Raw genomic sequence first — 26847 nt, forward strand, 5'->3', positions numbered from 1 at the left:
ACAAATTTGGATCAATGGATTTATTGTCACCATGACAATCTGGGCGCCCGACCTTGCGGCCTTCGATGGCCCCCTCTACCTCAAGCTGGTCAAAGCAATCGAACAGGGGATCGCGAATGGCGAGCTGCCACCGCAAACCCGATTGCCTACCCACAGATCCCTGGCGGATCGTCTGGGTGTCACCGTCGGCACCGTCACCCGCGCCTACAGCGAGGCGGAGCGGCGCGGCCTGCTGGCCGCCCGGGTGGGCCACGGCACCTGGGTCAAGGGAGCGAACACGGATCCCGCCAATGAGTGGGTGATCCGTCAGGAGGAGGGGCACCGCATCGAGCTGTGGCAGAACCTGCCGGTGCAGCTGGATCGGGCGGCCATCATTCGCCCCATGCTGGGGGAAGTGGCGGACGGGGATCTCAACGCCCTGCTCGGCTACGACAAGGAGGCGGGACGACCGGATCAGCGCCAGCAGTTCGTCAACTGGCTGGCGGAGCAAGGGGTGGCCTGTAGTGAGGATCGCCTGCTGTTCAGCCACGGCGCCCAGCACGGCATCATGCTGGCGCTGCTGGCGACCGGCTGCGTGGGGGAGACCATCCTGTGCGAGGGGCTGAGCTACCCCGGTATGCTGGGCAATGCCCGCCAGCTGAAGAATCAGGTGGTGGGACTGGCGATGGACGAGGAGGGGCTGCTGCCCGAGGCGCTGGACGCCGCCTGCCGCACCCGCCGGGCCAAGCTGCTCTACCTCACCCCGACCCTGCAAAACCCCACCACCGCCATCATGAGTCTGGCGCGGCGGGAGGCCATCGTCACCATCGCCCGTCGCCACGATCTGCTGATCATCGAGGATGACGTCAACGGCCTGCTGCCCCAGCAACCTGTGATCCCTCTGGTCAATCTGGCGCCGGAGCGGGTCATCTATCTGGGCAGTCTGGCCAAGATCGCCTGCGGCGGCCTGCGGGTGGGCTTCGTGCTGACGCCCCCTGCCCTGCGCAGCGCCTTCGCCCAGACCATGCGGCTGTCGAGCTGGATGGTGAGCCCGCTGTTGATCGAGCTCGCCTGCAAAATGGTCAGTCAGCGCCAGATCATGCCGCTGGTCGAGCAGCAGCGGGAGATCCTCAAACGCCGTGGCGAACTGCTTCGCCACCTGCTGCCTGCCGCCCGCTGGCAGCCGGGCAGCATGCACGCCTGGCTACCGCTGCCGGAGCCCTGGCGCAGCCAACAGTTTGCTGCCGCCGCCGATGCTCTTGACGTTGGCGTGGCGAGCGGGGAACACTTCGCCGCCGGTCAGTTTGCCGCTCCGCAAGGGGTGCGCCTGAGCCTGAGCCAACCCGCCACCGATGCCCGGGTCGGCGAAGGGCTGGCCCGTCTGGCGCAGCTGCTGCAGGGGACGCCCCCGAGCAATCCCCTGCTATAGTCAGGGCCAGCCGACCTGACCTTCACGCTTCATCGTCATTGCCAAGGAGATGCCGTGCCCCCCATCAGAGCCGCCCTACTGCTTGCCACCCTGTTGCTGGGTGGCTGCGCCTCGTCAACGACCCACCAGCAGCTGGGGGCCGCGCTCAATGGACTGGAAGGGGAGTTGCAACGGCTGGAAGAGGAGCTGGCGGCCATGAACGGCCTGCACTATCAAAAGGCGATCGATGCACCGCTCAGTTTGCGCCGTGCGCTCGGGGCGCCGCAGCCCACGCCAGAGGGGCTGGTGCCGGTGGCCAGCAAGCTGGAAGATGGGCCGATCCTGCGCTATCAATACCGCCTGCCAGCGGGTATGACGAGTCTGCCCCAAAACAACCTCTGCCAGCGCTACGAATTTGAACTGCGCCATCTAGGCCGCCTCGGCAAGCTGGAATTAAGCTGGCAGGGGGAACAGGGGAGTGGCTCACACCAGATCCGTCAAACAGAGTGTGTCTTTCTCACCGAAGCACATAAATCCCGGTAACCGCCTATAATGCCCTTCCTCGTCTCGCGCCGACTACTGTCACTTTTCCTCCCCCGCAGAGTTGTCGCCATGTTCCTCTTGGGTCTAATCTGATCTACTCGTGGAGTATTGAAAGGACGCGTGCATGACGATACTGCTGCTCGAAGAGGATCCACTGCTCCGTAGCGCCATCACCCGGGAACTGACCGAACAGGGTATCCCTGCTGAACGGATCCACCACCACAGCCACCCGGGTCAGGAACGCAGCGGTCTGCTCACCCTGCTGCAACAACAGCCATTCGATGCCATTATCTGCCAGCAAAATAGACAACTGGGGCATGACGGCGCCCGCCTGCTGCATGAAGCACACTACCTCGGCCTGCTACAACCCGCCTGCGTACTACTGTTGATGGATGCAGACCAGAACGAGCAGGATTTTCTCCCCTCGGACCTCTACTTCTCCCTCCATCTGCCACTCCCCTTCATGACCGGGGAGCTCACAACTGCGCTCAAGCAGTTGACACAACTGAGCAGGATGACCCACACCCTCGCCCCTCCAACCCTGCTGCGGGAGTGGAAACTGGCGACCGCACTCTGTGAAGACCTGCTCTATCAACGGGACAACCGACCCCTTGCCCCCTGGCTGGATCGGTTCAAGGGTTACCTGCTGCTGCAGTCCAGCGAACAGCTCACTGCCGCCCAGCATTATGCCCTGTGTGCCAACGAGTATCGGGCAAGCTGGCCGAGGGCCGGATTGTTCTACGCCATGTTGGGAGTGGGCAAACTGCAGAGTGCCGAAACCGACTTGCAGCGTCATCAAACCATATTGCCGACCGCCACCCGACTGGAGCTGCAACTCGCCAGTCAGTTGCACCAACATCAGTGGCAGGCAGCCTGGGAGACCATGGTGCAGTTGCAACAAGTCCGCCCCCATCAACCCCGCTGGCATCAGCTGGCCATGATGCTGGGACTATTACAGCAAGACGAGAGGAAGGTGCTGGAACAAGCCAGTACCCTGAATCTTCACCATTTCAGTGAACAGCGCGTCCGGCTGGCCATCGACCACTTCATGATCAACGCCATGCTGGCGGTGCTGTGGCATACACCATCCAGCAACCGGATCCGCTCCCTGCAACAGGAGTGGGCCCATCTGAAGCGAACAGTGAACCTGCCCGCGCAGGAGTTCGAACTGCTGCAGGCACTGATGCAGGGATTGGATTACCGCTTCGACGAGGCGCTGATCCTGATCGCCCACCATCAACCCAGCCAGGCGAGCGAGAACCATCTCACCCTGTTATTGGGCTTTGCCGTCTGTCAGTTTTGTGGTCTGCCCCACCATGCCCAGCGCTATCTGGCGCAGCTGACACACTACCGTGACCGTGTCGCCCCCCACCCCCTGACCCGTCAGCTGTTTCACCATCTGCTAACGGAACTGGGCCAACAGTTGACGGCGCGGGAGCAGCGCCTGACCAGCTTGCGCCAAACCCGTCATCAAGGGATACAAAAAGGTGACTATCAACTGGCACTGCAGGCCGGCTTGCAACTGCTGGAGGAATTTCCCGCCCTGCCCGGCGATGCCTGGCAACTGCTGGAGCTGCTACAGCACAGCTGGCCGGCGGGCATGGCGGCCCCCAGGGTTGCGCTGCTGGTCGATACCCTGGAGCGGCGCCTCAAGCACAGCCCTGCGTTTCTGGATCAACATGCCCAGCAGTATCAGCGTACTCTGCACGAGATCCGCACTCACTTGCAGCCGCACCTCTCCGGCAGCGCCCCCGCCAGCCTGGGCAAGGGGCCCCCGGAATCATGATGAGGCTGGCCTGTGCCGCCAGCCACATAAGAGAGAGGGGAGCCTTGGCTCCCCTCTATTCATTTCGTGTAACCTTATGGCCCTCAAGAACGGGCACAAGCAGATACGGTGACAGATGACTGTTAAGTCCCCGGGCTCAGCCCAGCGCGTCACTCTCCAGCGCGACCTTGAGAAAATCTTTCCAGCTGATGATGCCGACCAGGGCGCCATTCTCCAGCACCGGCAGACAGGAGACCCCCTTCTCCAGCATCAGCTTGACGCCGTCGCGCACGGTGAGATGGGGAGCGATGGTGACGAGCTGACGACTCATGATCTGGTGGGCACGCTTGTTGAGGGTTTCGGTATCGCGGCTCATCTCGGCTTCGGAGTCGAGATAGGGGCTGATGGCGCGGAACAGATCCCGATCCGAGATGACCCCCACCAGTTCCTCCTCTTCCAGCACCAGCAGGTGGCGAAAGTGTGCCTGCTCGAAGATATCCCTGATGACTCGGAGTCGATCATCCATTGAAACGGTGGCGACCCGGGTCGTCATAATATCCCTGATATGCATGCTAACCTCCCGTTACCAAACTGGTTTCTCTGTTATGGCATGTTTTTACGATGCCAGCCAGTGGCAAGCCCCTCACCAAAGTGCAAATCTGCGTCATTTCACGTAAGATCCGCGCCAGTTTTTCTCCTCCATTTTGAGCAAGCAGATCCCACCCATGATAGTTGCCAGTCAAATCGAACTGATCCGCGGCGGCCGCAAGCTGCTGGACAACGCCTCCGCCACCATTCACCCCGGCCACAAAGTGGGTCTGGTGGGCAAAAACGGCTGTGGCAAGTCCACCTTTTTTGCACTGGTACGGGGCGAGCTGGCCATCGACAGCGGCACCTTCAGCCTGCCCGCCGGTTGGCAGATTGCAGGCGTCGCGCAGGAGACCCCAGCGCTGGACTGCTCCGCCCTCGACTACGTGATCGACGGCGACAAGGAGTTCCGCTCGCTGGAGGCCCAGCTGGTGCAAGCCGAGCAGGATGACAATGGCCTGTTGGTAGCCGAGCTGCACGGTCGCCTCGATACCATCGGCGCCTACAGTATTCGCGCCCGCGCCGCCGAACTGCTGCACGGCCTCGGTTTCAGCGACGAGCAGCTCAGCTCGCCGGTGCGCAGCTTCTCCGGTGGCTGGCGCATGCGTCTGAACCTCGCTCAGGCGCTGCTCTGCCGCTCCGATCTGCTGCTGCTCGATGAACCGACCAACCACCTGGATCTCGATGCGGTAATCTGGCTGGAGAAGTGGCTCAAGGGCTATCAGGGCACGCTGGTGCTCATCTCTCACGACCGCGATTTCCTCGATTCTGTCATCAGCCGCATCATCCATATCGAGAACGGCAAGCTCAACGAATACACCGGCGGCTACTCCGACTTCGAACTGCAGCGCGCCGAACATCTGGCCCAGCAGCAGTCGATGTACGAGAAGCAGCAGCGGGAGATGTCCCACATGCAGGCGTATGTGGACCGCTTCCGCTACAAGGCTTCCAAGGCCCGTCAGGCCCAGAGCCGCCTGAAAGCCATGGAGCGGATGGAGAAGCTCCTCCCCGCCCACGCCGACTCGGAATTCAGCTTCGAGTTTCGCGAGCCGTCGGCCCTGCCGACCCCGCTCATCGCCATGGAGAACCTCTCTGCCGGTTACGGTGACAAGGTGATCCTGGAGAAGATCAAACTCAATCTGGTACCGGGTTCACGCATCGGTCTGCTCGGTCGCAACGGCGCCGGTAAATCGACCTTTATCAAGATGCTGTCGGGCTCCAACCCGCCGCTCTCCGGCAAGCTCGAAGTGAGCGCCGGGGTGAGCATCGGTTACTTCGCCCAGCATCAGCTGGAGACCCTGCGTCTCGACGATTCCCCGCTCGATCATCTGGCCCGCCTCGCGCCGGACAAGACCGAGCAGGAGCTGCGCAACTATCTGGGCAGCTTCGGTTTTCACGGTGACAAGGCGCTCGACAAGGTGGCCCCCTTCTCCGGCGGTGAAAAAGCGCGGCTGGTGCTGGCGCTGATCACCTGGCAAAAGCCGAACCTGCTGCTGCTGGATGAACCGACCAACCACCTGGATCTGGAGATGCGCCACGCCCTGACCATGGCGCTGCAAGGCTTCGAAGGGGCCATGGTAGTGGTCTCCCACGACCGCCACCTGCTGCGCACCACCACAGATGACTTCTATCTGGTGCACGGTGGCCGGGTCGAGCCGTTCGACGGCGATCTGGACGATTACCACAAGTGGCTCGGCGAGCAGGAGAAAGAGACCAACGCCAAACCGGCGGATGGCCCCGTCTCGGCCAACTCGGCGGTGGCGCGCAAGGATCAGAAGCGGCGCGAGGCGGAGTTCCGCCAGCAAACCCGTCCGCTGCGCCAGAAGCTGGAAAAGCTCGAAGCGAGCATGGAGAAGCTGCAGGGCAAGCTGGCCGACATCGAGAGCCAGCTGGCCGATCCGGCCATCTACGAGGAGAGCGCCAAGCAGAAGCTCTCCGAGCTGCTCAAGTCCCAAGGCCCCATCAAGGAGGAGCTGGAGAACGTCGAGATGGAGTGGATGAGCCTCTCCGAAGAGCTGGAAACCATGGAGCAGGAATTCCTTGCGTGACGAACAGCTGATGGCCAGCGAGCGGGTCGCGGTCCACGAATTGCCGACGCCGATCGGCTTCTGGCACTGGAGCGGCAAGGTCTATGGTGAGCGCAGCCAGGATTGGCTCACCGTGCAGGAGCTGGGGGGCAACGTCAATCTGGCGCTGCTGCTGCACCGGCTCGATCAGCTCGGCATCGTGGTCGATCTGACCGACCTGCAACCGGCGCTGGTGCAGACCGAAGCGGTGCTGACCCCGTGGCGCGCCCTGCGCCAGAGCGCCAAGGCGCGACTCGACGAGCAGCATTATCAGTCGATGCTGGCCCACGAGCTGGAGCTGGAGCGGCTGCAACAGGGCGTCCTGTTGCAGACCCTGCGCAGCCTCTCCCTGTTTCGCGGCAACAGCCGCAATTTGTTGAACTATCTATCGTTACTGGGTGCCCAGCAGGGCCCCCTCAGAGATCTAATATGCTGAGCTACCGCCACGCCTTTCACGCCGGCAACCATGCCGACGTGCTGAAACACGCCGTTCAGGCCCTGATCATCGAGTCCCTCAAGAAGAAGGAGAAACCCTTCATCGTGCTGGACACCCATGCCGGTGGCGGTCTCTACGACCTGCGCGGCGACTGGTCCCAGAAGAAGGCCGAGTATGCCGACGGCATCGGCCGCCTGTGGGACGAGCGGGCCCAGTGGTCTGCCATGACCCCCTATCTCGGGGTCATCGAGGAGATGAATCAGAACGGTGAGCTGCACTACTACCCCGGCTCGCCGGAGCTCTCCCGCCGCCTCACCCGCGAGCAGGACAAGCTGGCACTGATGGAGCTGCACAACAACGAGGTCGAAGACCTGCGCGCCAACATGGGCTATGACCCCCGCGTTGCCGTGCACCACCGTGACGGCTTCGAGGGACTGATCGCCCTGCTGCCGCCGACTCCGCGCCGCGGGCTGGTGCTGATCGATCCGCCCTATGAGCTCAAGGAAGATTACTTCGCCGTGGTCGACACCCTGAAAAAGGCGCAGAAACGCTGGGCGACCGGCATCTACGCCCTCTGGTATCCGATCCTCGGGCAGGAGGCGGACAAATCCCGCGACATGCTGCGCGCCATCAAGCGGGAGAACTTTGGCAACGTGCTGGTGGCCGAGCTGGAAGTAGCCGGTCAGACTGCCGACTGGGGCATGAACGGCTCAGGTATGCTGATCATCAGCCCGCCCTGGATGCTGGACGAGCAGATTGAAGCCTTCTTGAAGCCCCTGTGTGCCAAGCTGGCACAGGGCGCAGGCGCCCGGTACAAGGTGGAGTGGCTCAACAAGGCTGAGGATTAATCCCCGCCCCCGCTGCGCTCACCGAATTCAAAAGCAAAAGCCCCATCACGGGGCTTTTGCTATTGGTACGGCCGGTGTGTGCGGCAGCCTGAACCTGCGCGCCCTATGAACGGGCGGGCAGATCCTGTTTCAGCGCAACCAGCAACAGGGCCAGCAGGCCAAAGGGCGGAAACAGGCAGAGCAGGGAGCAGATAAGGGTGATCAGCGCCGGATGCTCGCTCTTGCGGCGCGCCAGTCGCCAGGCGATGACGCCAACGATGATCATCAGCAACGCAATGAACTGGCCAAGCAGGGTGGCATTGATATTCATGAAAGATCCTTTTTCATGGGCAAGTGTGAAGAACCTGTACTTTATCGCCTTGGTTGCGATAGGCAACCGCTGAACCGCACCGGCCACTCGCCCGTTGATAGGTTCTCTCTATTTCGGCAATAGATGAGAATAGTTTTCATTTGATCTCATTTCGGCGGATACTCTCATCATCAACAGAGGGAGCCGCCATCATGAAAAAGACCATCAGCTTTGCCATCCTGCACTTCGGTGTCGCCTTTACCGTGGCCTACCTGCTGACCGGTGAGCTGCTGACCGCCAGCCTGATCGCCCTGATCGAGCCCGCCGTCAACACGGTCGCCTTCTACTTTCATGACCTTGGCTGGCACAAGCTCAAGCCAACTCACAGCCTGCAGGCCAAGACCAGCAGCTTCGCGGTGGTCCATTTCTCGGTGGCCTTCGGGGTGGCCTTCCTGCTGAGCGGCGAGCTGCTCACCGGCGGCGTGATGGCGATGATCGAACCGGCCATCAACACCGTGGTGTTCTTCTTCCACGAGCGGCTGTGGCGCGCCCGCAGTCAGCAACTGGCGCTGGCCTGATCGACCGGGCAACCCGCCTCCCCCTTTATCGCGGCCACAAAAAACCCGACATTCCGGCCAGGAGTGTCGGGTTTTTCACATCAGCAAAGATCTGTATCTGGATGCATCACCCGATGCCCCATCAATAACGATCAGGCTTTCTTGCAGATGGGGTCAACGATAAAGGCATTCTGATCAAACTTCTGCCAGGCGCCGGTGCCGACCCCATCGACCACCAGAATGGAGACCACGCCGAAATCGACAAAGATCCCGAGTAGGGTGGTGGCATCGAACGACTTGGAAACCGGCACCGTCACAGAGTAGCAATCCGCACTTTTGACCGTGATGGTGTAATTCTCTTTCTTCTTGAACGAGGTGATCACATTGCCGTGGCCCAGCAGCATATCGTTGACGTAGATCTCCGCATCGGGATCCTGACTGCGAATGGAAACCTGCTGACTTGTGCCGTTAAACATGGCCGCACAACCGGACAGCATGATGGCCAGCAAGGCCCCCGTCATCAACCTGAACATAGCTAACCTTCTTGTTATTAAGAAAAGGCCGCAAATCTAGCACGCCTCTCGAACAGGAGTGAAAGTACAATGCTGCAGGCCTGTCTGAATGCTCAAAATAGCGACCATTCCTGACCGGTTTTCAAACAAGCCGGCCTCATCCAGCAACAGTTCCCTTCCCCACTGGAGTAGCGCGGCAAAACCGGTCGCCAGCATATGCTGCAGTGCAAAATGCGCTCGGCTCACCTGCTGCATTGCCCTGTAGAGTGTGCTGTAGTAGGCAGATATGCCCTCCTCATTGCTGGAATCTATCGATGAACAAGACCTTGCTTGCCACCCTGCTGTTTGCCCCTCTGCTGGCCAGTGCCGCAACCCCCTCCTTTGACTGCACCAAAGCCTCCGGGTCGGTCGAAACCCTGATTTGCAAGGATGCCGGACTGGCCGCCCTTGATAACGAACTGGCGGCCCTCTACCCCAAGGCGATTGCCGCGCTCTCTCCCGAACAGCTCAAGACAGAGCGCGCCATGCAGCGCGGCTGGATCAAGGGGCGTAACGACTGCTGGAAGGGGCAGGATCTGCGCCAGTGTGTGGAGGATAACTACCTGCTGCGGATCACCGAACTGCAGATCAGCGGCGGCCAGCTGATGGTGCCGGCACCAGTCAACTACCAGTGCGGCAAGAGCGTCACTCTCTCCACCTACTTCTATAACGATGCCAAGCTGCCCGCCGCGGTGATCAACCTGAGCGAGGGCGACCAGCAGCAACAAGTGCTCGCCTATGAAGCCCCCAGCGCCAGCGGCGCCCGTTATGAAGGGCAAAACCTCACCTTCTTCACCAAGGGGGACGACGCCACGCTGGAGCGTTACGGCCAGCCAACCCTCACCTGCATGGAAAATCCAACCAAGGGCTGAGGCTCATAGGGGCGGCTCGTCTTGCCGCCCCACCTTGACTAGATAGCGATATCCAGCGGTTTTCCTTCCCGCACAATCCGCAACTTGAGCGACCCCGGCTTGCTGGTGCTGAGCAGTTCACGCACCTTGTCGATATCGAGGGGACGATAAGCCACCCCGTTGATCTGTTCCAGAATGTCGCCGTTGACCAGACCATAGGGGGCAAGATCCCGTTCGTCGCTGTAGTAGACCTGCAGATGCTCGCCATCAAAACGCACTCCGATATTGCGCAGGGTTGGCGGCACTTTGCGCGCCAGGCTGTCAGCGTCGTAGCAGATCATCATCCGCCCGGGCATGATCGCAAAGCGATTGAAGCGGTTAACAAAATCCAGCCCCAGACCATACTGCTCATTGCTGTTTTCCGACACGCGCAGCTCACCGAGCTGGCGCTCATCAAAGTGCAGGCCGGTGAGGATGTGTTCACGCCCCTCCACCATACCGCTGGCGTCCACCCCTTTGCGTGGCATCGCATCTTCGCCAGAGATCGCCTTCTGGCTGGCCATAAAGTCGATAAAGGCATGATCGGCATAGCTCTGATCGGCCCCGGTATCGAGATACATGCGCACGCTGCTCTCGCCGTAGGTCAGATACACTGCCGGGGAGCGGTTGTAGCTGTCTTCATAGCCGATGCAACGCTCGAAGGTGGCTGCCGACGGAGCCGTCAGCGAAGCCGTGAGCTGATGCCTGTCGCGATCAAACACCCAGCTGAAACGGCGGATAGTGTCGATCCCGAGAATGCCATCGATACGGCTGCCAAGAGACTGGGAGAAGAGATCGAAATCAACGGTTGCCCACAGATCGCTGTCATCAATGGTGACCGATCCCACCGAGAAGGGCTGCGGCTCAACAAAGCCAAGCTGCTCGCTGCCCAGTTGGCTCGAAACGCTGTTCACACTGGCAAAATCAGCCTGATAGGCCCTGGGCAATTCGCTTAAGGTCAGCGCCTTGAAACGGCTGGCCAGACGACGATCGATAAAGGTGATACTGGCCCCGCTATCCAGCAAAAACTGGTACTGCTCACCGGCGATGGTGACGGGGATCAGGGGCGCACTTTCGTAATGCACTGTCAGCACCGGGCCGGGTGCATTGCGCTTGGCGGATGAATCCGGGGCTGTGCAGCCTTGGACGACGAACAGGGCCAACATGGCCAGCGCCACTTTGAACTGCGACTTCATAACTCTCCTTCCCGATAGCAGATGCCCCCGCGACGCCACCGCATAATGCTATCCTGTTGATTTATAGATAAATAAGCTATTTCAGCGGGGAATGCGGACAATAACAAAGAGTTTTATGCTGGTTCAAGCCAGATATGACCATGAATATTCTATGGTGATAGTTCAAGAATGGTTGTTCACGCTATCTCGGCGCGTCATCAATCGCGGGGGATATTTGATTAATTTATTGATCTTGCACAGAGATTCTAAATATTGAGCTTTCTCTCCACAGCGCCATGGTTAATATTGCCATTTGGCAACACTTGCCTCGTCGGAGTCTCCCATGAGCCATGCCAACCCCATCCCGTTGGTGAAACGCAGCAGACTGGAAGCTGAAATTCAGGGGCGGTAGCCATGCCGGATGGAATGGATAAGCGAGAGTTGCCTTCGACCCACTGAAAATGGTGACGACCTCATTTTTATTTCTGACCTGCTCACACAGGCGTGATTTGGCGGTGCTTTCCATGAGGAGCCCATGCACTTTTAACACAGGGGCAATATATGGCGCAAAAAGTAAGTCAAGCTAATACGCTCCGATACCAGAAGTGAGTTGGTAATATTATTATTTAATGATGACTTTTGCTTGGCGGCGATGAAGATGTTACAGAGTTATATAGTGCTCTGCTAACGGATTAGTGTCGCCTTCCATATGATTACTGCTATATTGTTTTTGGAGCTCAGCGTTTGGATATTGATGACATAATTGATTTAACTCGTAGAATTATCTCTGACCATTCTTGTAATGTTGACAATGATGATGAGCTTTATCCCATCGTATCTGTAGCTACGAGTGATGCCTACAACTCAACCATTGACAGTTTTTACCTATTAGAAGACACCCAATTAGCCAAACATTCGTTCTTAGAACGAAATCAGTCACTATCGTTTGGCGAGTTGTATTTGTACTTCTATGGAGTTCTTAATGCTATTTATATGCAACAGCAAGCTATGCTAGTTATTCTCAGAAAAATGGCTATAGAGTTTGACTTAAGCGAAATCCAGGATTGTTTAGTCTTTGATATTCGAAACAGTTTTGCTGCTCATAGCGCAAATCGAGGTGGTAGACAGCTCAAAGAACATAGCTTTATTTTAGACCGTTATTCTCTTCTGCAAGGTAAGCTGAAAGGTTACTCTGCCAATCATGAAAGCGGATTTCTATCTCATGATACGGATGCTTCAACTTTGATTTCAGAATGGGATAAAGTACTTTCCAAGTATCTAGCGTACATATTGACAGTTGTTAAAGAGAACTACGAAGCCAAAATACAACAAAATATTTAAGAATGATTCCTTACGTTCTGGTTTCGCTTCTTTCACAGAATGGCAAATACACATCACACCTTAATTTTGCGTTAGGCAAATCAAATTCTAAAACAGGATATATTAATGAAAATCAGAACATTATTTATTTTTTTCGCTATATTAATAGGTGTTCCACAGGTCTCTTATTCACAATACTCAGATATTCCTAAGCTTACAGAACATGAAAGTTATTCAAATGTCCGAGAGAAAATGATAAAGGCTGGCTGGAAGCCTTATACTAGCAACGAAGCAGATACTTGTCTTAAAGGTGACTCGCGTTGTGAAGGTAGGCCGGAAATGTTGGCTTGTGCAGGAACAGGAATGGCTAACTGTAAATTTACTTGGGAAAAACAAGACAACATAATAGCAATATGCACTGTAGGCGAAGATGCGAAATTTGAAGATATGTGTTCCTACCCATAAACCAACAAAATTCAATAAATATGCCAAACAAACTCCTCAATGGGACTGTCAACGCGTGGCTTTTCCAGTCCTATTAAGTCGCGGTGGTTACGGTTGTTATGTTTGAGTTTAGCGTTATGCGTTGCCAGCCCCTTAGGCAGGCGTTAGACATTTTAAGGAGTCATGATTGAGTAAAGCTATTGATTGGGGCATGGAAGTAGCGAATATTAGCAATGAGCTTTCTGATGCAGGTGTTCCGGGAGTTGGTCTGCTAGGTAAGTTTGCACAGAGTTTTTATAATGATTACCTCAATAAAAGGTTTGAAAGTTTTTGCAACAAAGCTGAAGTAGATGAAGAATTAATAAATAAAATTTCTGTGAACGAAGACTATTCGAACTGCTTTTACGCTACTCTTGAAACAGTACGTCAAACTCACTCTCAATTGGGTGTCAAAGCATTAGCTCTAATTTACAAAGATCATTGGAACGATCCGGATTTTTTGATTCCAGCTATGAGAGCATTTAATCAAGTAAGCAATCTAACACTTCTTGCTTTCATGGAACTGTACGAGAGTATTGATGCAGGAAAGGATTACTTGGAACTGAAAGTTATACAAGATGGTGAAAAACAGTTTCACCCTCGATACAACGAAGCTGTCGAGTTGATCTACAGAAACTTTTTTGTACAAAGTGTATCTGCATCAATGGTTGAAAATGGTCCAATGCAAGGAATGAAATGGCATCATACAGACGCGTATTATGATTATTGTGTCATGGCAAAAAATGTCTAACAAAGTATTTAAGAAGGATTCGCAACGCTTGGTAAATTTCGTTTAATTTCAGCTTTAGCCCATAGGTTCGATTAGTGAAACGTAATCGGACGTTCGCGGTCACAATATTTCTTGATAGCACCAATTGCCTTTAGAGACCAACTTTCACGCTGTCTCATTTTTTACCTGTATCTTTGCTGGCGTAACACTCCCCAAGGAGATTTATGAAGCCCGACTTAACCGGCACTCGGATTGTGCTGCGCACCATTGGCCCGCACGATACTGCCGATCTGTTCGAGATTTATGGCAATCCGCTGACCATGGAGTTTGCCTCTGATCCCTGCTTTACCTCTCCCGCCATGGTGGCACAGATGATGGCGAGCGTGGTGCGGCTGGAGCAAACGGGGGAGTCGCTGGAGTGGGCGATTGTCGAGCGGGAGGGCAACAAGGTGATCGGTACCTGCGGCCTGCACAGTTTCAGCGAGGCGGGTCGCTGCTGCGAGGTAGGTTGCCTGCTCAATGCGGCCTATTGGCGCAGAGGGTTTATGTCGGAGGCGCTGGGATTGCTGTTCGCCCACGCCAGCACACTGGGAGTCACCTGCCTCACCGCAGATATCGATGCAGATAACGTCCGCTCTATCGCCCTGTTTGAAAAACTGGGCTTCAAGGCGCATGCAGGGCGCTATCAGCGCATGCTCCCCTTTATCTGACCCGAGACCAGAGGCACAACGCCCTCGCCTCTCAGGGCGTTGCAGCAAGGAGCAGGCATAAAAAAACCGGAACCCAAGGGTTCCGGTTTTTTTCATTCCAGCCGAGGCTGGCAAACCAGCAAATTAAGCCTGGTTTTTAACTTCTTTCAGACCGCGGAAAGGAGCTTTGGCACCCAGAGCTTCTTCGATACGGATCAGCTGGTTGTACTTGGCAACACGGTCAGAACGGCTCATGGAACCGGTCTTGATCTGGCCAGCAGCGGTACCAACAGCCAGGTCGGCGATGGTCGCGTCTTCGGTCTCACCGGAGCGGTGGGAGATGACGGCAGTGTAGCCAGCGTCTTTGGCCATCTTGATGGCAGCCAGAGTTTCGGTCAGGGAACCGATCTGGTTGAACTTGATCAGGATGGAGTTGGCGATGCCGTTGTCGATACCGCGCTTCAGGATCTTGGTGTTGGTTACGAACAGGTCGTCACCAACGATCTGGATTTTCTTGCCCAGTTCAGCAGTCTGGTAGGCGAAGCCTTCCCAGTCAGATTCGTCCAGGCCATCTTCGATGGAGACGATCGGGAACTTCTCGGTCAGCTCAGCCAGGAAGTCGGAGAAACCGTTGGAGGTGAAGATACGACCTTCGCCTTTCAGGTTGTACTCTTTCTTCTCTGCGTCGTAGAACTCGGAAGCAGCGCAGTCCATAGCCAGGGTGATGTCGGTGCCCAGTTTGTAACCGGCAGCGGCAACGGCTTCAGCGATAACTTCCAGCGCTTCGGCGTTGGATTTCAGGTTCGGAGCGAAACCACCTTCGTCACCAACTGCAGTGTTGTAGCCCTTGGACTTCAGCACTTTGGCCAGGTTGTGGAACACTTCTGCGCCCATGCGAACGGCTTCTTTCAGGGTCTTGGCGCCAACCGGCTGGATCATGAACTCCTGGATGTCGACGTTGTTGTCGGCGTGCTCACCACCGTTGATGATGTTCATCATCGGCAGCGGCATGGAGTAAACACCCGGGGTGCCGTTCAGCTCGGCGATGTGGGCGTACAGCGGCATGCCTTTGGCAGCAGCGGCAGCTTTGGCGTTAGCCAGGGAAACAGCCAGGATGGCGTTGGCGCCGAACTTGGATTTGTTCTCGGTACCGTCGAGGTCGATCATGATCTGGTCAACGGTGGCCTGGTCCTTGGCATCTTTACCCAGCAGAGCTTGAGCGATCGGGCCGTTTACGGCTTCGATGGCTTTCAGCACGCCTTTACCCAGGAAACGGCTCTTGTCGCCGTCACGCAGTTCCAGCGCTTCGCGGGAACCGGTGGACGCGCCAGACGGAGCGGCTGCCATACCAACAAAACCACCTTCCAGGTGAACTTCGGCCTCAACGGTCGGGTTACCACGGGAGTCGATGATTTCACGACCGATCACTTTAACGATCTTGGACATGTGTATTTCCTCAGGTTTCGTAAAAAAACAACAAAAATATGCCAAAAAAAGCGGCTGTGGCACAGTGCCCCAACCGCATTTATTTTCAATTACTTCAAATTACGCTTCTGATACTCGCCTGCCGCCTTCACAAAACCGGCGAACAGAGCGTGGCCATCACGAGGAGTAGAGGTGAACTCCGGGTGGAACTGCGCAGCCACGAACCAGGGGTGATCCGGGATCTCGATGATTTCCACCAACTTCTTGTCGGCGGAGAGACCGGTCACTTTCAGACCTGCCGCTTCAATCTGCGGCAGCAGCTTGTTGTTTACTTCGTAACGGTGACGGTGACGCTCGTAAATGGTCGGGCTGCCGTACATCTGACGCACCTTGGAATCTTCGACCAGGTGGCAGAGCTGGGAACCCAGACGCATGGTACCGCCCAGATCAGACTTCTCGGTACGGGTCTCGACGTTGCCCTCTTCATCCACCCACTCGGTGATGAGGCCGACGACCGGATAGGCGCAATCTTTCTTGAATTCGGAGGAGTGAGCCCCTTCCATGCCCGCCACGTTGCGAGCGAATTCGATCATGGCAACCTGCATGCCGAGGCAGATACCCAGGTAGGGGATCTTGTTCTCGCGGGCATACTGGGCAGCCAGAATTTTGCCTTCCACACCACGCTCACCGAAGCCACCCGGCACCAGGATCGCGTCCAGACCTTCCAGCAGCTCGGCGCCACGGGTCTCGATATCCTGAGAGTCGATGTACTTGATGTTGACGGAAAGGCGAGTCTTGAGACCACCGTGCTTGAGCGCCTCGTTGACGGACTTGTAAGCGTCCGGCAGGGAGACGTACTTGCCGACCATACCGATGGTCACTTCACCAGTCGGGTTGGCCTCTTCGTAGATAACCTGTTCCCACTCGGACAAGTCAGCCTCTTTGCACTCCAGACCGAAACGCTCGGTGAAGTAGGAGTCCAGATTCTGGGATTTCAGCAGTGCCGGGATCTTGTAGATGGAGTCGACGTCTTTCATGGAGATGACGGCGCGCTCCGGCACGTTGCAGAACAGGGCAATCTTGGCGCGCTCGTTGGCCGGAATGGCACGGTCGGAGCGGCAGATCAGCACATCCGGCTGGATACCGATGGAGAGCAGCTCTTTGACAGAGTGCTGGGTCGGCTTGGTCTTCACTTCACCGGCAGCAGCCAGGTAAGGAACCAGCGTCAGGTGCATGAACATGGCATTGTTGCGGCCCACTTCGGCAGCCAGCTGACGAATGGCTTCGAGGAACGGCAGGGACTCGATGTCACCTACGGTACCGCCCACTTCGACGATGGCAACCTGATGGCCTTCGGCACCGGCAATCACCCGCTCTTTGATGGCGTTGGTGATGTGCGGGATAACCTGAATGGTGGCGCCCAGATAGTCACCACGACGCTCTTTACGCAGTACGTCGGCGTAGATACGGCCGGTGGTAAAGTTGTTGCGACGGGTCATCTTGGTGCGGATGAAACGCTCGTAGTGGCCCAAATCCAGATCGGTTTCGGCCCCGTCCTCGGTTACGAACACTTCACCATGCTGGGTCGGGCTCATGGTGCCCGGATCCACGTTGATGTACGGGTCCAGTTTCATGATGGTCACATCCAGACCACGGGCTTCCAGAATGGCTGCCAGAGAAGCTGCGGCAATGCCTTTGCCGAGGGATGAAACAACGCCACCAGTAACAAAAATATATTTGGTCGTCATGCTGAACCTGAAAGAAGTTTAGGGAATTTTAAGGGGTGCTTCGGGGATGAAGCAGGACGGGGAAACAGTATACCAAAAACCCCTCTCCCAAACAATGAGCAAAAATCTATCAGGCTCACCGCCCCCCCATCTTGCGCCAAATCAACTTTGCTCGGTTTCCTTCGCCTTATCCCAGGCGGCATCGAGCTTTTCGAGGGTGCAATCGGTCATTTTCAAGCCTTCTGCGGCGATTATCTGCTCAACATGACGAAAACGACGTTCGAACTTGGCGTTGGCACCTCGCAGTACCTGCTCCGGATCCTTGCCCAGATGACGCACCAGATTGACGGTGGCAAATAACAGGTCGCCGAGCTCGTCGCTCACTCGCGCCTCGTCCACATCGGCCATCAATGCCTCTTCCATCACCTCGTCGATCTCCTCGTGGATCTTGTCCACCACAGGCCCCAGCGTCTTCCAGTCAAAACCGACAGTGGCGCAGCGTTTCTGAATTTTGGCGGCGCGGGTCAAGGCAGGCAGCGAGAGCGGGATATCATCCAGCACGCTCTCTTTGTCGAGGGCCGCCCGCTCCTTGGCTTTTTCCGCCTCCCAGTTCGCTTTTACCGCCTGCTCGTTGGAGAGGTCTGCATCGGAAAAAACGTGGGGGTGACGACGAATGAGCTTCTCGCTCACCGTATCGACGATATCGGCAAAGTCGAACAAGCCCCGCTCTTTACCCAGCTGGGCGTAAAACACCACTTGAAACAGCAGGTCCCCCAACTCCCCTTTCAGCCCCTGCCAATCCTCAGTCTCGATGGCATCGGCCACTTCGTAGGCCTCTTCCAGGGTGTGCGGCACTATGGTCTGGAAGTCCTGTTTCAGATCCCAGGGGCAGCCGTTTTGCGGATCGCGCAGGCGAGCCATGATGTCGAGCAGTTGGGGCAGATCGTAACGTTGGGACATGGGATATTCGCTTTCGATTCGTTCAAAAAGGGTCATAAATACAGACCGGCCACTGGGGCCGGTCGGTTCGCTATCAAAGCCGCTTGGCGCTAATTACGTCATTGAGCTGACTGAGCTTGGCCAACGCCCGGTTGAAGGCGTTGATGTTGTAAATCTCCAGCTCCATGTCGATCTCGGCGGTCTGCTCGCGCACATTGGAGCGTGAGCGCACCCCCATCACATTGATCTTCTCGTTGGCCAGCACTGTGGTGATATCACGCAGCAAGCCGGAGCGATCGTTGGAGATGATCCGGATGGTGAGGCCGTAACCGCCGGAGTAGTTCTCCCCCCACACCGCATCGATCAGCCGCTCCGGGTTGCGACGTGACAGCTCCTTGAGCTGCTCGCAATCTTCCCGGTGAATGGATACGCCGCGCCCCATGGTAATAAAGCCCTGAATGGAGTCCCCCGGAATGGGCTGACAGCAGCGGGCGATATGGGTCATCAGGTTGCCGACCCCTTCCACCACTATGTGATCCTTGGGCTTGTGGCGCATCGGCGCATTGGCCTTCTGCTCCAGCTTCTCCAGCAGGCGGCGATCTTCCTCTTCCGCCGTCGGCTTGTTGTAGCAGGTGTCGAGATAGTTGAGCACCTGGTTGATGCGGATATCGCCGCTGCCGATACCGGCCAGCAGATCGTCGGTGCTCTCCAGATTGAAGCGGCGCAGCATGTTGCCCTTGTCGATCTTGGACATGCTGAGGTTGTGGCGATCCAGCTCCTTCTCGAACAGCTCGCGACCGGCCACGATATTCTTGTCCCGATCCAGTTTTCTGAACCAGGTCGCCACCTTGGCCCGCGCCCGGCTGGAGCGCAGGAAGCCGGCGTTGGGGTTCATCCAGTCGCGGCTCGGGTTCGGCTCCTTCTGGGTGATCACCTCCACCTGATCGCCGGTCTGCAGCGCGTAGGTGAACGGCACGATGCGGCCGTCAATCTTGGCGCCGATGCAGCGGTGGCCGATCATGCTGTGGACGTGATAGGCAAAATCAAGCGGGGTAGCGCCAGCCGGCAGGTCGATGACATCCCCTTTCGGGGTGAAAACGTAGACTCTGTCCTCGAACACCTGACTGCGCAGGTCTTCGAGCAGGGAACCGCTCTCGGAGAGATCCTCCTGCCAGGCGAGCAGTTTGCGCAGCCACTCGATCTTGTCTTCGAAGGTGTTGGCCTTGCCGCCTGCCTGTGCCCCTTCCTTGTAGCGCCAGTGCGCCGCGACGCCGAGCTCGGCATCCTGATGCATCTGGTCGGTACGGATCTGGATCTCGACCGTCTTGCCCTCAGGCCCCACCACTACGGTGTGAATTGACTGGTAGCCGTTGGGTTTAGGGTTGGCGACATAGTCGTCAAACTCGCGGGGAATGTGGTGGAACTGGGTATGGACGATACCGAGCGCCGCATAGCAATCCTGCAGCCGCTTGGTCACTACCCGCACCGCGCGCACGTCGAACAACTCGTTGAATTCGAGGTGCTTCTTCTGCATCTTGCGCCAGATGCTGTAGATGTGTTTCGGGCGGCCGTACACCTCGGCGTCAACTCCCGCCTCTTTCAGCCCATTACGCAGGGATTGCACAAACTCGCGGATATAGCGCTCGCGGTCGAGCCGCTTCTCGTCGAGCTGCTTGGCGATCTGCTTGTAGGTATCCGGGTGCAGGTAACGGAAGGCGAGATCTTCCAGCTCCCACTTGAGCTGGCCGATGCCCAGACGGTTGGCGAGCGGCGCATAGATATTGGTGATCTCCTGAGCCATCAGCACCCGGGTCTCTTCATCTGCCGTCTTCGCTTCCCGCAGGCAGGCGATCCGCTCCGCCAGCTTGATCACCACGGCGCGCACATCCTCGACCATGGCAAGCAACATGCGACGCACGTTGTCGACCTGCTCCGGCGAGGTTTCGCTGCGATGGAGGGTTTGCAGGGAGCGGATGGCTTCCATCTCCAGCACCCCTTCCACCAGCTTGGCGATCTTGGAGCCGAAATCCTCGTCCATCCGCTCCTGGCTGATGAGACCGGCTTCGACGAAGGGGTAGATGATGGCCGCTTTGAGGGTGCCGATATCCATGCTGAGCATCTGCAGAATGCCCACCATTTCGATGCCGCGCACCAGCAGCTTGCTGGTCAGCGCCTCGTCACCGAGCGTCAGACAATACTGGTAGACGGTTCGCAGCTGATCCTTTTCACTGTCACTCAAGGAGAGCGAGCTGACCCACTCTTCCAGGGTGAAGTTGTCTTTCAAATGAATATCGCGAACCGCAACCATGGTATCAATCCTTTAAATTATCGGGCCGAAAGCTGTCACTTTCCCCCCTCATGAGATTGCCTCAAATGGGGATATCCAGCGCACTTTTCAAGGCATATTGTCCAGAAAGACAATAGAGCGCACCAACAGGCCCTGCCGAACGACGAGGGTCTAGATTACCCCAATCACATCAGCTCAAACAGACGCAGACATGCCAGATTACACATCCGCATCGCCGTACCGATGAGCAGGATTACTTCATATACACACCTGCTCAAAGAGTAACGAACATGCCGGATGACCTATCCGGCATCGCCGAACTGATGAGTCATTTACTCCCGTTCAAACAGTGCCATGGACTCCAGATGACCGGTGTGAGGGAACATGTCGAGCATGCCGAGGCGCACCAGACGGTAACCCCCTTTCACCAGCACCTGACTGTCCCGCGCCAGGGTGACCGGGTTACAGGAGACGTAGACCACCCGCTTGGGTGAAAGTTTCACGACGTGTCCCATCACTTCCAGCGCGCCGGGGCGAGCCGGATCCAGCAGTACCAGATCAAACCCTTCCCGCGCCCAGGACATGCCGACGATGTCATCGCTCAGGTCGGCTTTGTAGAAACGGGCATTGGTGATGCCGTTGCGACGGGCGTTCTCTTCGGCCCGCTGCACCATGGCCAGTTCACCTTCCACACCCACCACTTCGCGAGCCTGACGGGCCAGCGGCAGGGTGAAGTTGCCGATACCGCAGAAGAGATCGAGCACCTTGTCATCCTTGCTCGCCCCGAGCCATGTCAGCGCCTGCTCAACCATGCTCTGGTTGATGGGGCCGTTGACCTGAATGAAATCACCGGGAGCAAATGCAAGAGACAGGCCATCCAGCGAGTAGGATGGGGAAAAATGTTGCTGCAGCGCTTCGATGCGATCATCGGCCGCCTGCAGATAGAGGTCGATCCCCTGCGCTTTTGCAAACTCCACCAGCAGGGCGCGATCCGCCTCATTGGGGCGGCCGGTGTGACGCAGCAGCATCATGATCCCCTGCTCGGCCTGGATTAGCTCCGCATGGCCCAGCTCGCGCTGGCTCTTGAGGCGATTGAGGCATTCACGCAGCGGGGCAATCAGCGCAGAGAGCGGTTCGGCCAGCACAGGGCAACTGTCGATCTCCACCAGATCGTTGCTGTTGCGGCGGCGGAAACCGACCCGGGTGCAGCGACCGTTCTTGTCAAATTTGATGGCCAGACGACAGACCCGGCGGTAGGCACGATCTTCACCGGTCAGTACCGGCTCCAGCGCCGGCGCCTTGATGTTGCCCAACCGCTCGAACAGGCTGACCAGTCCGGCCGCCTTGGCGGCTTGCTGATCGGCAACCGACATGTGCTGGGCACTGCAACCGCCGCACTCGCGATAGTGGCTGCAAAAGGGGGCGATACGATTGGCCGCCGGGGTCACCACCTGTTGCAAGGCGGCGTGACCATACTGTTTTTTCTCTTCGGTGATGCGTGCCTTGACGGTCTCGCCGGGCAGCGCCCCTTCGACGAAGATCGCCTTGCCCTGATGGCGACCGATACCGACGCAGTGGTGATCGAGGGTGTCTATCGTAAATTCAATGCGTTGGAGCTGGGGGGACTTCTTTTGGGGCTTGAAAAACTGGGCCATAAAACTTGGTGCCTATAGGTGGCTATGTCATGATTGTGGAATCTGCTGCCGGGTATTGTCCCACAAGAATAATAGTATGACCAAATACGGCCACAGAGCCCGTGTATTGCCATCAACCCTATCGCCAACCCTGTTCACTGGTGGCCTGTTCGTATGACCAAATATGGCCTGAGAGCACGCGTTCTCGCCTTCACCATCCTGCCGACCCTGATCATCGGTGGCCTGATGGCCGGTTACTTCACCTTCCACCGCTACCAGCAGCTGGAAAACAACCTCATTGATCAGGGGATCAACATCATCGAACCGCTGGCGATCGCCAGTGAATACGGGATGACCCAGCACAGTCGCGAATCCCTCAAGCGTCTGATTGGCCTGACCCACCGCAAGAACTCCCCCTTCATCAAATCCATCGCGGTTTTCACCCAGGACAACCAGCTGTTCGTCACCTCGAACTACCACCGGGATTTCACCCGGCTCAGGCTGCCCGATGGCGAGCCCATTCCGGATCTGACCAGCGTGACGTTTCAGGGGGACGACATCATTTTGCGCACCCCGATCCAGGCTGAAACCAGCCTCGATGGCTTCCCGCTGCCCAGCGATGTAGAGCCGCCGATGATCGGCTACATCTCGATGCAGATGGCGACCGACAGGGCCATGTTGCTGCAATACCGCGACACCTTCTTTGCGGTGATCATGGTGCTCATCGGGGTCGCCTTCAGTACCCTGTTTGGTTTCCGCTTAGTCAAGAGCGTGACCCAGCCCATCACCAACATGGTGCAGGCGGTGCACAAGATCAGGGAGGGGCGGCTCGATACCCGGGTCAGCGGGCAACTCACCGGCGAGCTGGATATGCTGAAAAACGGCATCAACGCCATGGCCAAGGCGCTCTCCGAATATCACGAAGAGATGCAGCAGAATATCGATCAGGCCACCTCTGACCTGCGCGAAACGCTGGAGCAGATCGAGATCCAGAACGTCGAACTCGACATGGCCAAGAAACGGGCACAAGAGGCGGCGCGGGTCAAGTCGGAGTTTCTGGCCAACATGTCCCACGAATTGCGTACCCCGCTCAACGGGGTCATCGGCTTTACCCGCCAGTTGCTGAAAACCAGCCTGACCCCGAGCCAAACCGACTACATGCAGACCATCGAGAAGTCGGCGCGCAACCTGCTTGGCATCATCAACGACATCCTCGACTTCTCTAAGCTGGAAGCGGGCAAGCTGCAGCTGGAACATATCCCGTTCAGCCTGCGCGATACCCTCAACGAGACCATGCACCTGCTCGGCCCCAGCGCCCACGACAAACAACTGGAGCTCTCCCTGCGGGTGGATGCCGATGTGCCGGACTACCTCACCGGCGACCCCATGCGTCTTCAACAGGTGCTGACCAACCTCACCGGCAACGCCATCAAGTTCACCGAACAGGGCAACGTGGATGTCCATATCGAGCAGACCGGCAGTGGCAACCACAAGGTGAGGCTCAACGTCCAGATCCGCGATACCGGCATCGGAATCTCCCAGGAGCAGCAACATCAGCTGTTCCAGGCCTTCAATCAGGCCGACTCCTCCATCTCCCGCCGTTATGGCGGCACGGGTTTGGGCCTCGTTATCACCCAGAAGCTGGTGCAGCAGATGGGCGGCCAGATCCGCTTTGAATCGGAGCTCGGCAAGGGATCCATCTTCTCGTTCAGTCTGGATGTGGAGGTCTCCCCCCTGCCCCAGACCGATCAACTGCCGCTGGATCGGATCCGTGGCAAACGGCTCTGGCTGCTGGAACCGGATCCCTTCGCACAAGCCTCTCTGCTCGCCCTGTTGGCGGAGTGGCACCTCGATGTGCACCCACTGACCAGCGATGATCCCTGGCCCGAGATGAGCGAGCAGGAGATGGTGATCATTGGCAGCAGCACCCTGCATACGCCGCAGCAGGTGATCGGCCGTCTCGACAGACTGAACGGCCAGCAGCAGAACACCATAGTGCTGCTCAGCAGCCACGAGCCGGCGCTCTATGAAGCTATGCTGGCCCATGGCGCCCAGCACTGTCTCTCCAAACCGGTCAACCATCGCAAGCTGCTGCACGCCCTGCTCTCGCCGGAATCGAGCCGCCAGAAGCTGCCCGCCCAGCCTGCGCCGCGCCAGTTGCAGCCCATCAAGGTGCTGGCGGTGGATGACAACGCCGCCAACCTCAAGCTGATCGCCGCCATGCTCAAGGAGATGGTGAGTCAGGTGGTGGTGTGCAAAAACGGCAAGGAGGCGGTCAAGCAGGCACAGAGCCAGCCGTTCGACATCATCTTCATGGATATCCAGATGCCGATCATGGATGGCATCAGTGCCACCCAAGCGATCCGCAACCAGTCCCTCAACACCACCACCCCGATCGTGGCGGTGACCGCCCACGCAATCCCCGGAGAACGGGAGCGGCTGATCCGGCAGGGGATGGACGACTATCTGGCCAAGCCCATCGACGAGAGCATGCTGGCCCAGCTCATCACCGACTTTGCCCATCGTCGCCACCAGAATGATGGTGCCCAGCAGATCGACTGGGCACTGGCTGTGCGGCAGGCGGCGGGGAAAGAGGATCTCGCCAGAGAGATGCTGACCATGCTGCTGGCCAGTTTTGACGAGGTCGAGCCGGTGCTGGATAGCGCGCTGGCTGGCGAAATTGAAGATAGCGAAGTGCTGGCCCAGCTCCATCGCCTCAACGGCGGCTGTGCCTATTCCGGGGTGCCGGGGCTGCAACGGCTGCTCTCCCAGCTGGAGCAACAGCTACGCGACGGCGTGCCGGTCAGCGAGCTGGAACCCGAGTTGCTGGAGCTGCAAGATGCGCTGGAACTGGTGCGCCAGGAGGCGCCCCGCTATCTCGGCAAAGCTTGATGAGCTTGACCTGAACTGTATCGGCCCCCGCTTTTTCTGACGCGAGGGCCGCCAGATGGTAAAGTTGCGCCGTTTACACAGGAGTCAGCATGACCAACAACGATATTCTGCGCCGTCTGCGCTACGCCCTCACCATCAGCAACGACCAGATGGTCGAGATGTTTGCCAAGGGCAACCTGACGGTCACTCACGCCCAGCTGCACAGCTGGTTGATGAAAGAGGCGGCGGAAGGTGAAGAGCAAGAGGCAGGCTATGTCGCCTGTCCCGACTCGGCCCTGAGCCAGTTCCTCGACGGTTTCATCATCGCCCGCCGCGGCGTGCGCGAAGATGCACCGGCCCAGGTGATCCCGAACCGGATCAACAACAACATGATCCTGCGCAAGCTGCGCATCGGTCTCAACTTCAAGGAAGAGGATATGCTCGGCACCCTCAAGCTCGCCGACTTCAACCTCTCCAAGTCCGAGCTCAGTGCCCTGTTCCGCTCCAAGGATCACAAGCACTATCAGGATTGCGGGGATCAGATCCTGCGCAACTTCCTGATCGGTCTCACGGCCAAATACCGCGGCTAACCAGCCGCGCGACTGACCAGACCGGGCCTTCGACATGTGCCAGCGACTCACTCCTCCCACGTTCAGCAGCCTGGCTGTGGCAGGGGGATGGCGCTGGCGCTGTCTTCTTCCCCTCTTCTTTCTGCCACTGGTTCTGCTGCTGGGTGGTTGTACTCCGTCCGAGTACCAGCTCTCGACCCGCTATCAGAGCGCCAACCAGAACGAGCGGATCGCCTTTCTGATCCTCCACTACACCGATGAAGATGATGCCAACTCCCTGCGCCTGCTGACCGAGCCGGAGCACAAGGTGAGCGCCCACTACCTGATCCCCCGCGACAGCCACAAAACACCGCTCACCGTCTATCAGCTGGTGCCAGACAGCGCGCGCGCCTGGCATGCGGGACGCAGCCGTTGGCACCAATATGCCGGGCTCAATGCCAGCTCTCTTGGCATCGAGATCGTCAACCTCGGCTATCCAGCAGAAGATGAGCCGCTGGCCCCCGATGCGCGGCGCTGGCAACCCTATACCCCGCAGCAGATTGCCGCCGTCGGCGCCCTCAGCCGGGAGCTGGTCACCCGCTACCAGATTCCACCGACCCAGGTGCTGGGCCACAGCGATGTCGCCCCCGAGCGCAAGCAGGATCCCGGCCCCCACTTCCCCTGGCGCCAGCTCTATCTGACGTACGGAGTCGGCGCCTGGCCAGATGAAGGTCGGGTGGCCGAGTTACTGGCCAGCCCCTTGCCCGATTGGGATGCGGCCATGTGGCAGCAGCAGCTGGCCCGCTATGGCTATGGCCTGCCCCGGAGCGGCCAGTGGGATGAGCAGAGCCGCGCCGTCATGGGCGCCTTTCAGCTCCACTTTCGAGCCAGCAGGGTCGATAGCAAACCGGACCGCGAGTGCCAGGCCATCCTGATGGCGCTGCTCGAAAAATACTTCCCCTAATCCTCATCCATTGTCACCGTTGCTGCGTACTGTTTGATAGCCGTTAGCTATCAAACAGTTAGGCACAAGCAATTGTCCCTGCATTTTGCAAGGCGTTATTCTGACTGCGTTCCGAAAGAGAATTTAAAACCGATT

The 26847-nt window shown here is 57.8% G+C and carries 24 protein-coding genes; 15 read left to right on the forward strand and 9 right to left on the reverse strand.

Annotated features, from left to right (window positions below; all coding sequences use genetic code 11):
- Window positions 1-31 precede the first annotated feature (31 nt).
- From G5154_RS14760 to G5154_RS14770, 3 genes are all read left to right on the forward strand, one after another.
- On the forward strand, window positions 32-1408 hold the full coding sequence (locus tag G5154_RS14760) for a PLP-dependent aminotransferase family protein (RefSeq protein WP_421251188.1): 1377 nt from the start codon (window positions 32-34) through the stop codon (window positions 1406-1408).
- A 54-nt stretch (window positions 1409-1462) separates the two neighbouring features.
- The gene (locus tag G5154_RS14765) at window positions 1463-1930 is read left to right on the forward strand and encodes a hypothetical protein (protein WP_216979440.1); all 468 of its coding nucleotides are present in this window, start codon (window positions 1463-1465) and stop codon (window positions 1928-1930) included.
- A 124-nt stretch (window positions 1931-2054) separates the two neighbouring features.
- On the forward strand, window positions 2055-3716 hold the full coding sequence (locus G5154_RS14770; RefSeq protein WP_421251187.1) for a hypothetical protein: 1662 nt from the start codon (window positions 2055-2057) through the stop codon (window positions 3714-3716).
- A 136-nt stretch (window positions 3717-3852) separates the two neighbouring features.
- Here the strand turns inward: G5154_RS14770 and G5154_RS14775 are convergent, their stop codons facing one another.
- On the reverse strand, window positions 3853-4266 hold the full coding sequence (locus G5154_RS14775) for a CBS domain-containing protein (protein ID WP_005343339.1): 414 nt from the start codon (window positions 4264-4266) through the stop codon (window positions 3853-3855).
- Between the two features lie 154 nt (window positions 4267-4420).
- Between G5154_RS14775 and G5154_RS14780 the strand changes: the two genes are divergently transcribed.
- From G5154_RS14780 to G5154_RS14790, 3 genes are read left to right on the forward strand one after another with little or no spacing between them, the layout of a single operon-like run.
- Entirely contained in the window at window positions 4421-6331 is a 1911-nt protein-coding gene (locus tag G5154_RS14780) for an ABC transporter ATP-binding protein (RefSeq protein ID WP_421251186.1), read from the forward strand.
- On the forward strand, window positions 6324-6785 hold the full coding sequence (locus G5154_RS14785; RefSeq protein ID WP_421251185.1) for a DUF2390 domain-containing protein: 462 nt from the start codon (window positions 6324-6326) through the stop codon (window positions 6783-6785). The genes G5154_RS14780 and G5154_RS14785 overlap by 8 nt, the downstream gene beginning before the upstream one ends.
- Window positions 6779-7633 (forward strand): 23S rRNA (adenine(2030)-N(6))-methyltransferase RlmJ, encoded by an 855-nt coding sequence (locus G5154_RS14790; protein WP_421251184.1) that lies wholly within the window; start codon window positions 6779-6781, stop codon window positions 7631-7633. The genes G5154_RS14785 and G5154_RS14790 overlap by 7 nt, the downstream gene beginning before the upstream one ends.
- Window positions 7634-7736: 103 nt before the next feature.
- Here the strand turns inward: G5154_RS14790 and G5154_RS14795 are convergent, their stop codons facing one another.
- A complete protein-coding gene (locus tag G5154_RS14795; RefSeq protein ID WP_190973172.1) occupies window positions 7737-7943 on the reverse strand; it encodes a hypothetical protein in 207 nt (68 codons plus the stop codon).
- 191 nt (window positions 7944-8134) lie between these two features.
- On the opposite strand from G5154_RS14795, the gene G5154_RS14800 reads away from it, so the two are divergent.
- Window positions 8135-8500, forward strand: a complete 366-nt coding sequence (locus tag G5154_RS14800) for a DUF2061 domain-containing protein (protein WP_206875814.1) — start codon at window positions 8135-8137, stop codon at window positions 8498-8500.
- Window positions 8501-8631: 131 nt separating this feature from the next.
- Here the strand turns inward: G5154_RS14800 and G5154_RS14805 are convergent, their stop codons facing one another.
- Complete coding sequence (locus G5154_RS14805) at window positions 8632-9012, reverse strand: hypothetical protein (protein ID WP_005354566.1); 381 nt, start codon at window positions 9010-9012, stop codon at window positions 8632-8634.
- Window positions 9013-9305: 293 nt separating this feature from the next.
- Between G5154_RS14805 and G5154_RS14810 the strand changes: the two genes are divergently transcribed.
- Window positions 9306-9902, forward strand: a complete 597-nt coding sequence (locus G5154_RS14810; RefSeq protein ID WP_257700912.1) for an MliC family protein — start codon at window positions 9306-9308, stop codon at window positions 9900-9902.
- 38 nt (window positions 9903-9940) lie between these two features.
- On the opposite strand, the gene G5154_RS14815 is transcribed toward G5154_RS14810, so the two are convergent.
- Window positions 9941-11116 (reverse strand): aspartyl protease family protein, encoded by a 1176-nt coding sequence (locus tag G5154_RS14815; protein WP_421251183.1) that lies wholly within the window; start codon window positions 11114-11116, stop codon window positions 9941-9943.
- A 723-nt stretch (window positions 11117-11839) separates the two neighbouring features.
- Between G5154_RS14815 and G5154_RS14820 the strand changes: the two genes are divergently transcribed.
- From G5154_RS14820 to G5154_RS14835, 4 genes are all read left to right on the forward strand, one after another.
- Window positions 11840-12436 (forward strand): hypothetical protein, encoded by a 597-nt coding sequence (locus G5154_RS14820; RefSeq protein ID WP_421251182.1) that lies wholly within the window; start codon window positions 11840-11842, stop codon window positions 12434-12436.
- A 105-nt stretch (window positions 12437-12541) separates the two neighbouring features.
- Window positions 12542-12880, forward strand: coding sequence for a hypothetical protein (locus G5154_RS14825; RefSeq protein ID WP_152564640.1), 339 nt, complete (start codon window positions 12542-12544; stop codon window positions 12878-12880).
- 166 nt (window positions 12881-13046) lie between these two features.
- Window positions 13047-13649, forward strand: coding sequence for a hypothetical protein (locus G5154_RS14830; RefSeq protein WP_043821664.1), 603 nt, complete (start codon window positions 13047-13049; stop codon window positions 13647-13649).
- A 203-nt stretch (window positions 13650-13852) separates the two neighbouring features.
- Complete coding sequence (locus G5154_RS14835; RefSeq protein ID WP_421251181.1) at window positions 13853-14338, forward strand: GNAT family N-acetyltransferase; 486 nt, start codon at window positions 13853-13855, stop codon at window positions 14336-14338.
- 123 nt (window positions 14339-14461) lie between these two features.
- On the opposite strand, the gene eno is transcribed toward G5154_RS14835, so the two are convergent.
- The 5 genes from eno to rlmD all read right to left on the reverse strand — a co-directional run bounded on the left by eno (window position 14462) and on the right by rlmD (window position 22350).
- Window positions 14462-15763: a phosphopyruvate hydratase gene (gene eno, locus G5154_RS14840; protein ID WP_371167462.1), complete on the reverse strand. Its 1302-nt coding sequence runs from the start codon at window positions 15761-15763 to the stop codon at window positions 14462-14464.
- An 89-nt stretch (window positions 15764-15852) separates the two neighbouring features.
- A complete protein-coding gene (gene pyrG, locus G5154_RS14845) occupies window positions 15853-17490 on the reverse strand; it encodes a glutamine hydrolyzing CTP synthase (RefSeq protein ID WP_043821667.1) in 1638 nt (545 codons plus the stop codon).
- A 141-nt stretch (window positions 17491-17631) separates the two neighbouring features.
- Window positions 17632-18429 carry a nucleoside triphosphate pyrophosphohydrolase gene (gene mazG, locus G5154_RS14850; protein ID WP_421251180.1) on the reverse strand — a complete coding sequence of 266 codons (798 nt, stop codon included), beginning with the start codon at window positions 18427-18429 and terminating at the stop codon, window positions 17632-17634.
- A gap of 73 nt (window positions 18430-18502) precedes the next feature.
- Window positions 18503-20716, reverse strand: coding sequence for a GTP diphosphokinase (gene relA, locus G5154_RS14855; RefSeq protein WP_005335588.1), 2214 nt, complete (start codon window positions 20714-20716; stop codon window positions 18503-18505).
- 311 nt (window positions 20717-21027) lie between these two features.
- A complete protein-coding gene (rlmD, locus tag G5154_RS14860) occupies window positions 21028-22350 on the reverse strand; it encodes a 23S rRNA (uracil(1939)-C(5))-methyltransferase RlmD (RefSeq protein ID WP_216979449.1) in 1323 nt (440 codons plus the stop codon).
- Window positions 22351-22503: 153 nt separating this feature from the next.
- Here rlmD and barA point away from each other — a divergent pair, with 153 nt between their 5' ends.
- From barA to G5154_RS14875, 3 genes are all read left to right on the forward strand, one after another.
- The gene (gene barA, locus G5154_RS14865; RefSeq protein WP_421251179.1) at window positions 22504-25221 is read left to right on the forward strand and encodes a two-component sensor histidine kinase BarA; all 2718 of its coding nucleotides are present in this window, start codon (window positions 22504-22506) and stop codon (window positions 25219-25221) included.
- An 89-nt stretch (window positions 25222-25310) separates the two neighbouring features.
- Window positions 25311-25790, forward strand: a complete 480-nt coding sequence (locus tag G5154_RS14870) for a DUF1456 family protein (protein WP_005335594.1) — start codon at window positions 25311-25313, stop codon at window positions 25788-25790.
- A gap of 34 nt (window positions 25791-25824) precedes the next feature.
- Window positions 25825-26712 (forward strand): N-acetylmuramoyl-L-alanine amidase, encoded by an 888-nt coding sequence (locus tag G5154_RS14875; RefSeq protein WP_421251178.1) that lies wholly within the window; start codon window positions 25825-25827, stop codon window positions 26710-26712.
- The last annotated feature ends 135 nt before the right edge of the window (window positions 26713-26847 follow it).

The organism is Aeromonas sp. 600527 (assembly GCF_049175415.1).
Classification (GTDB): domain Bacteria; phylum Pseudomonadota; class Gammaproteobacteria; order Enterobacterales; family Aeromonadaceae; genus Aeromonas; species Aeromonas veronii_A.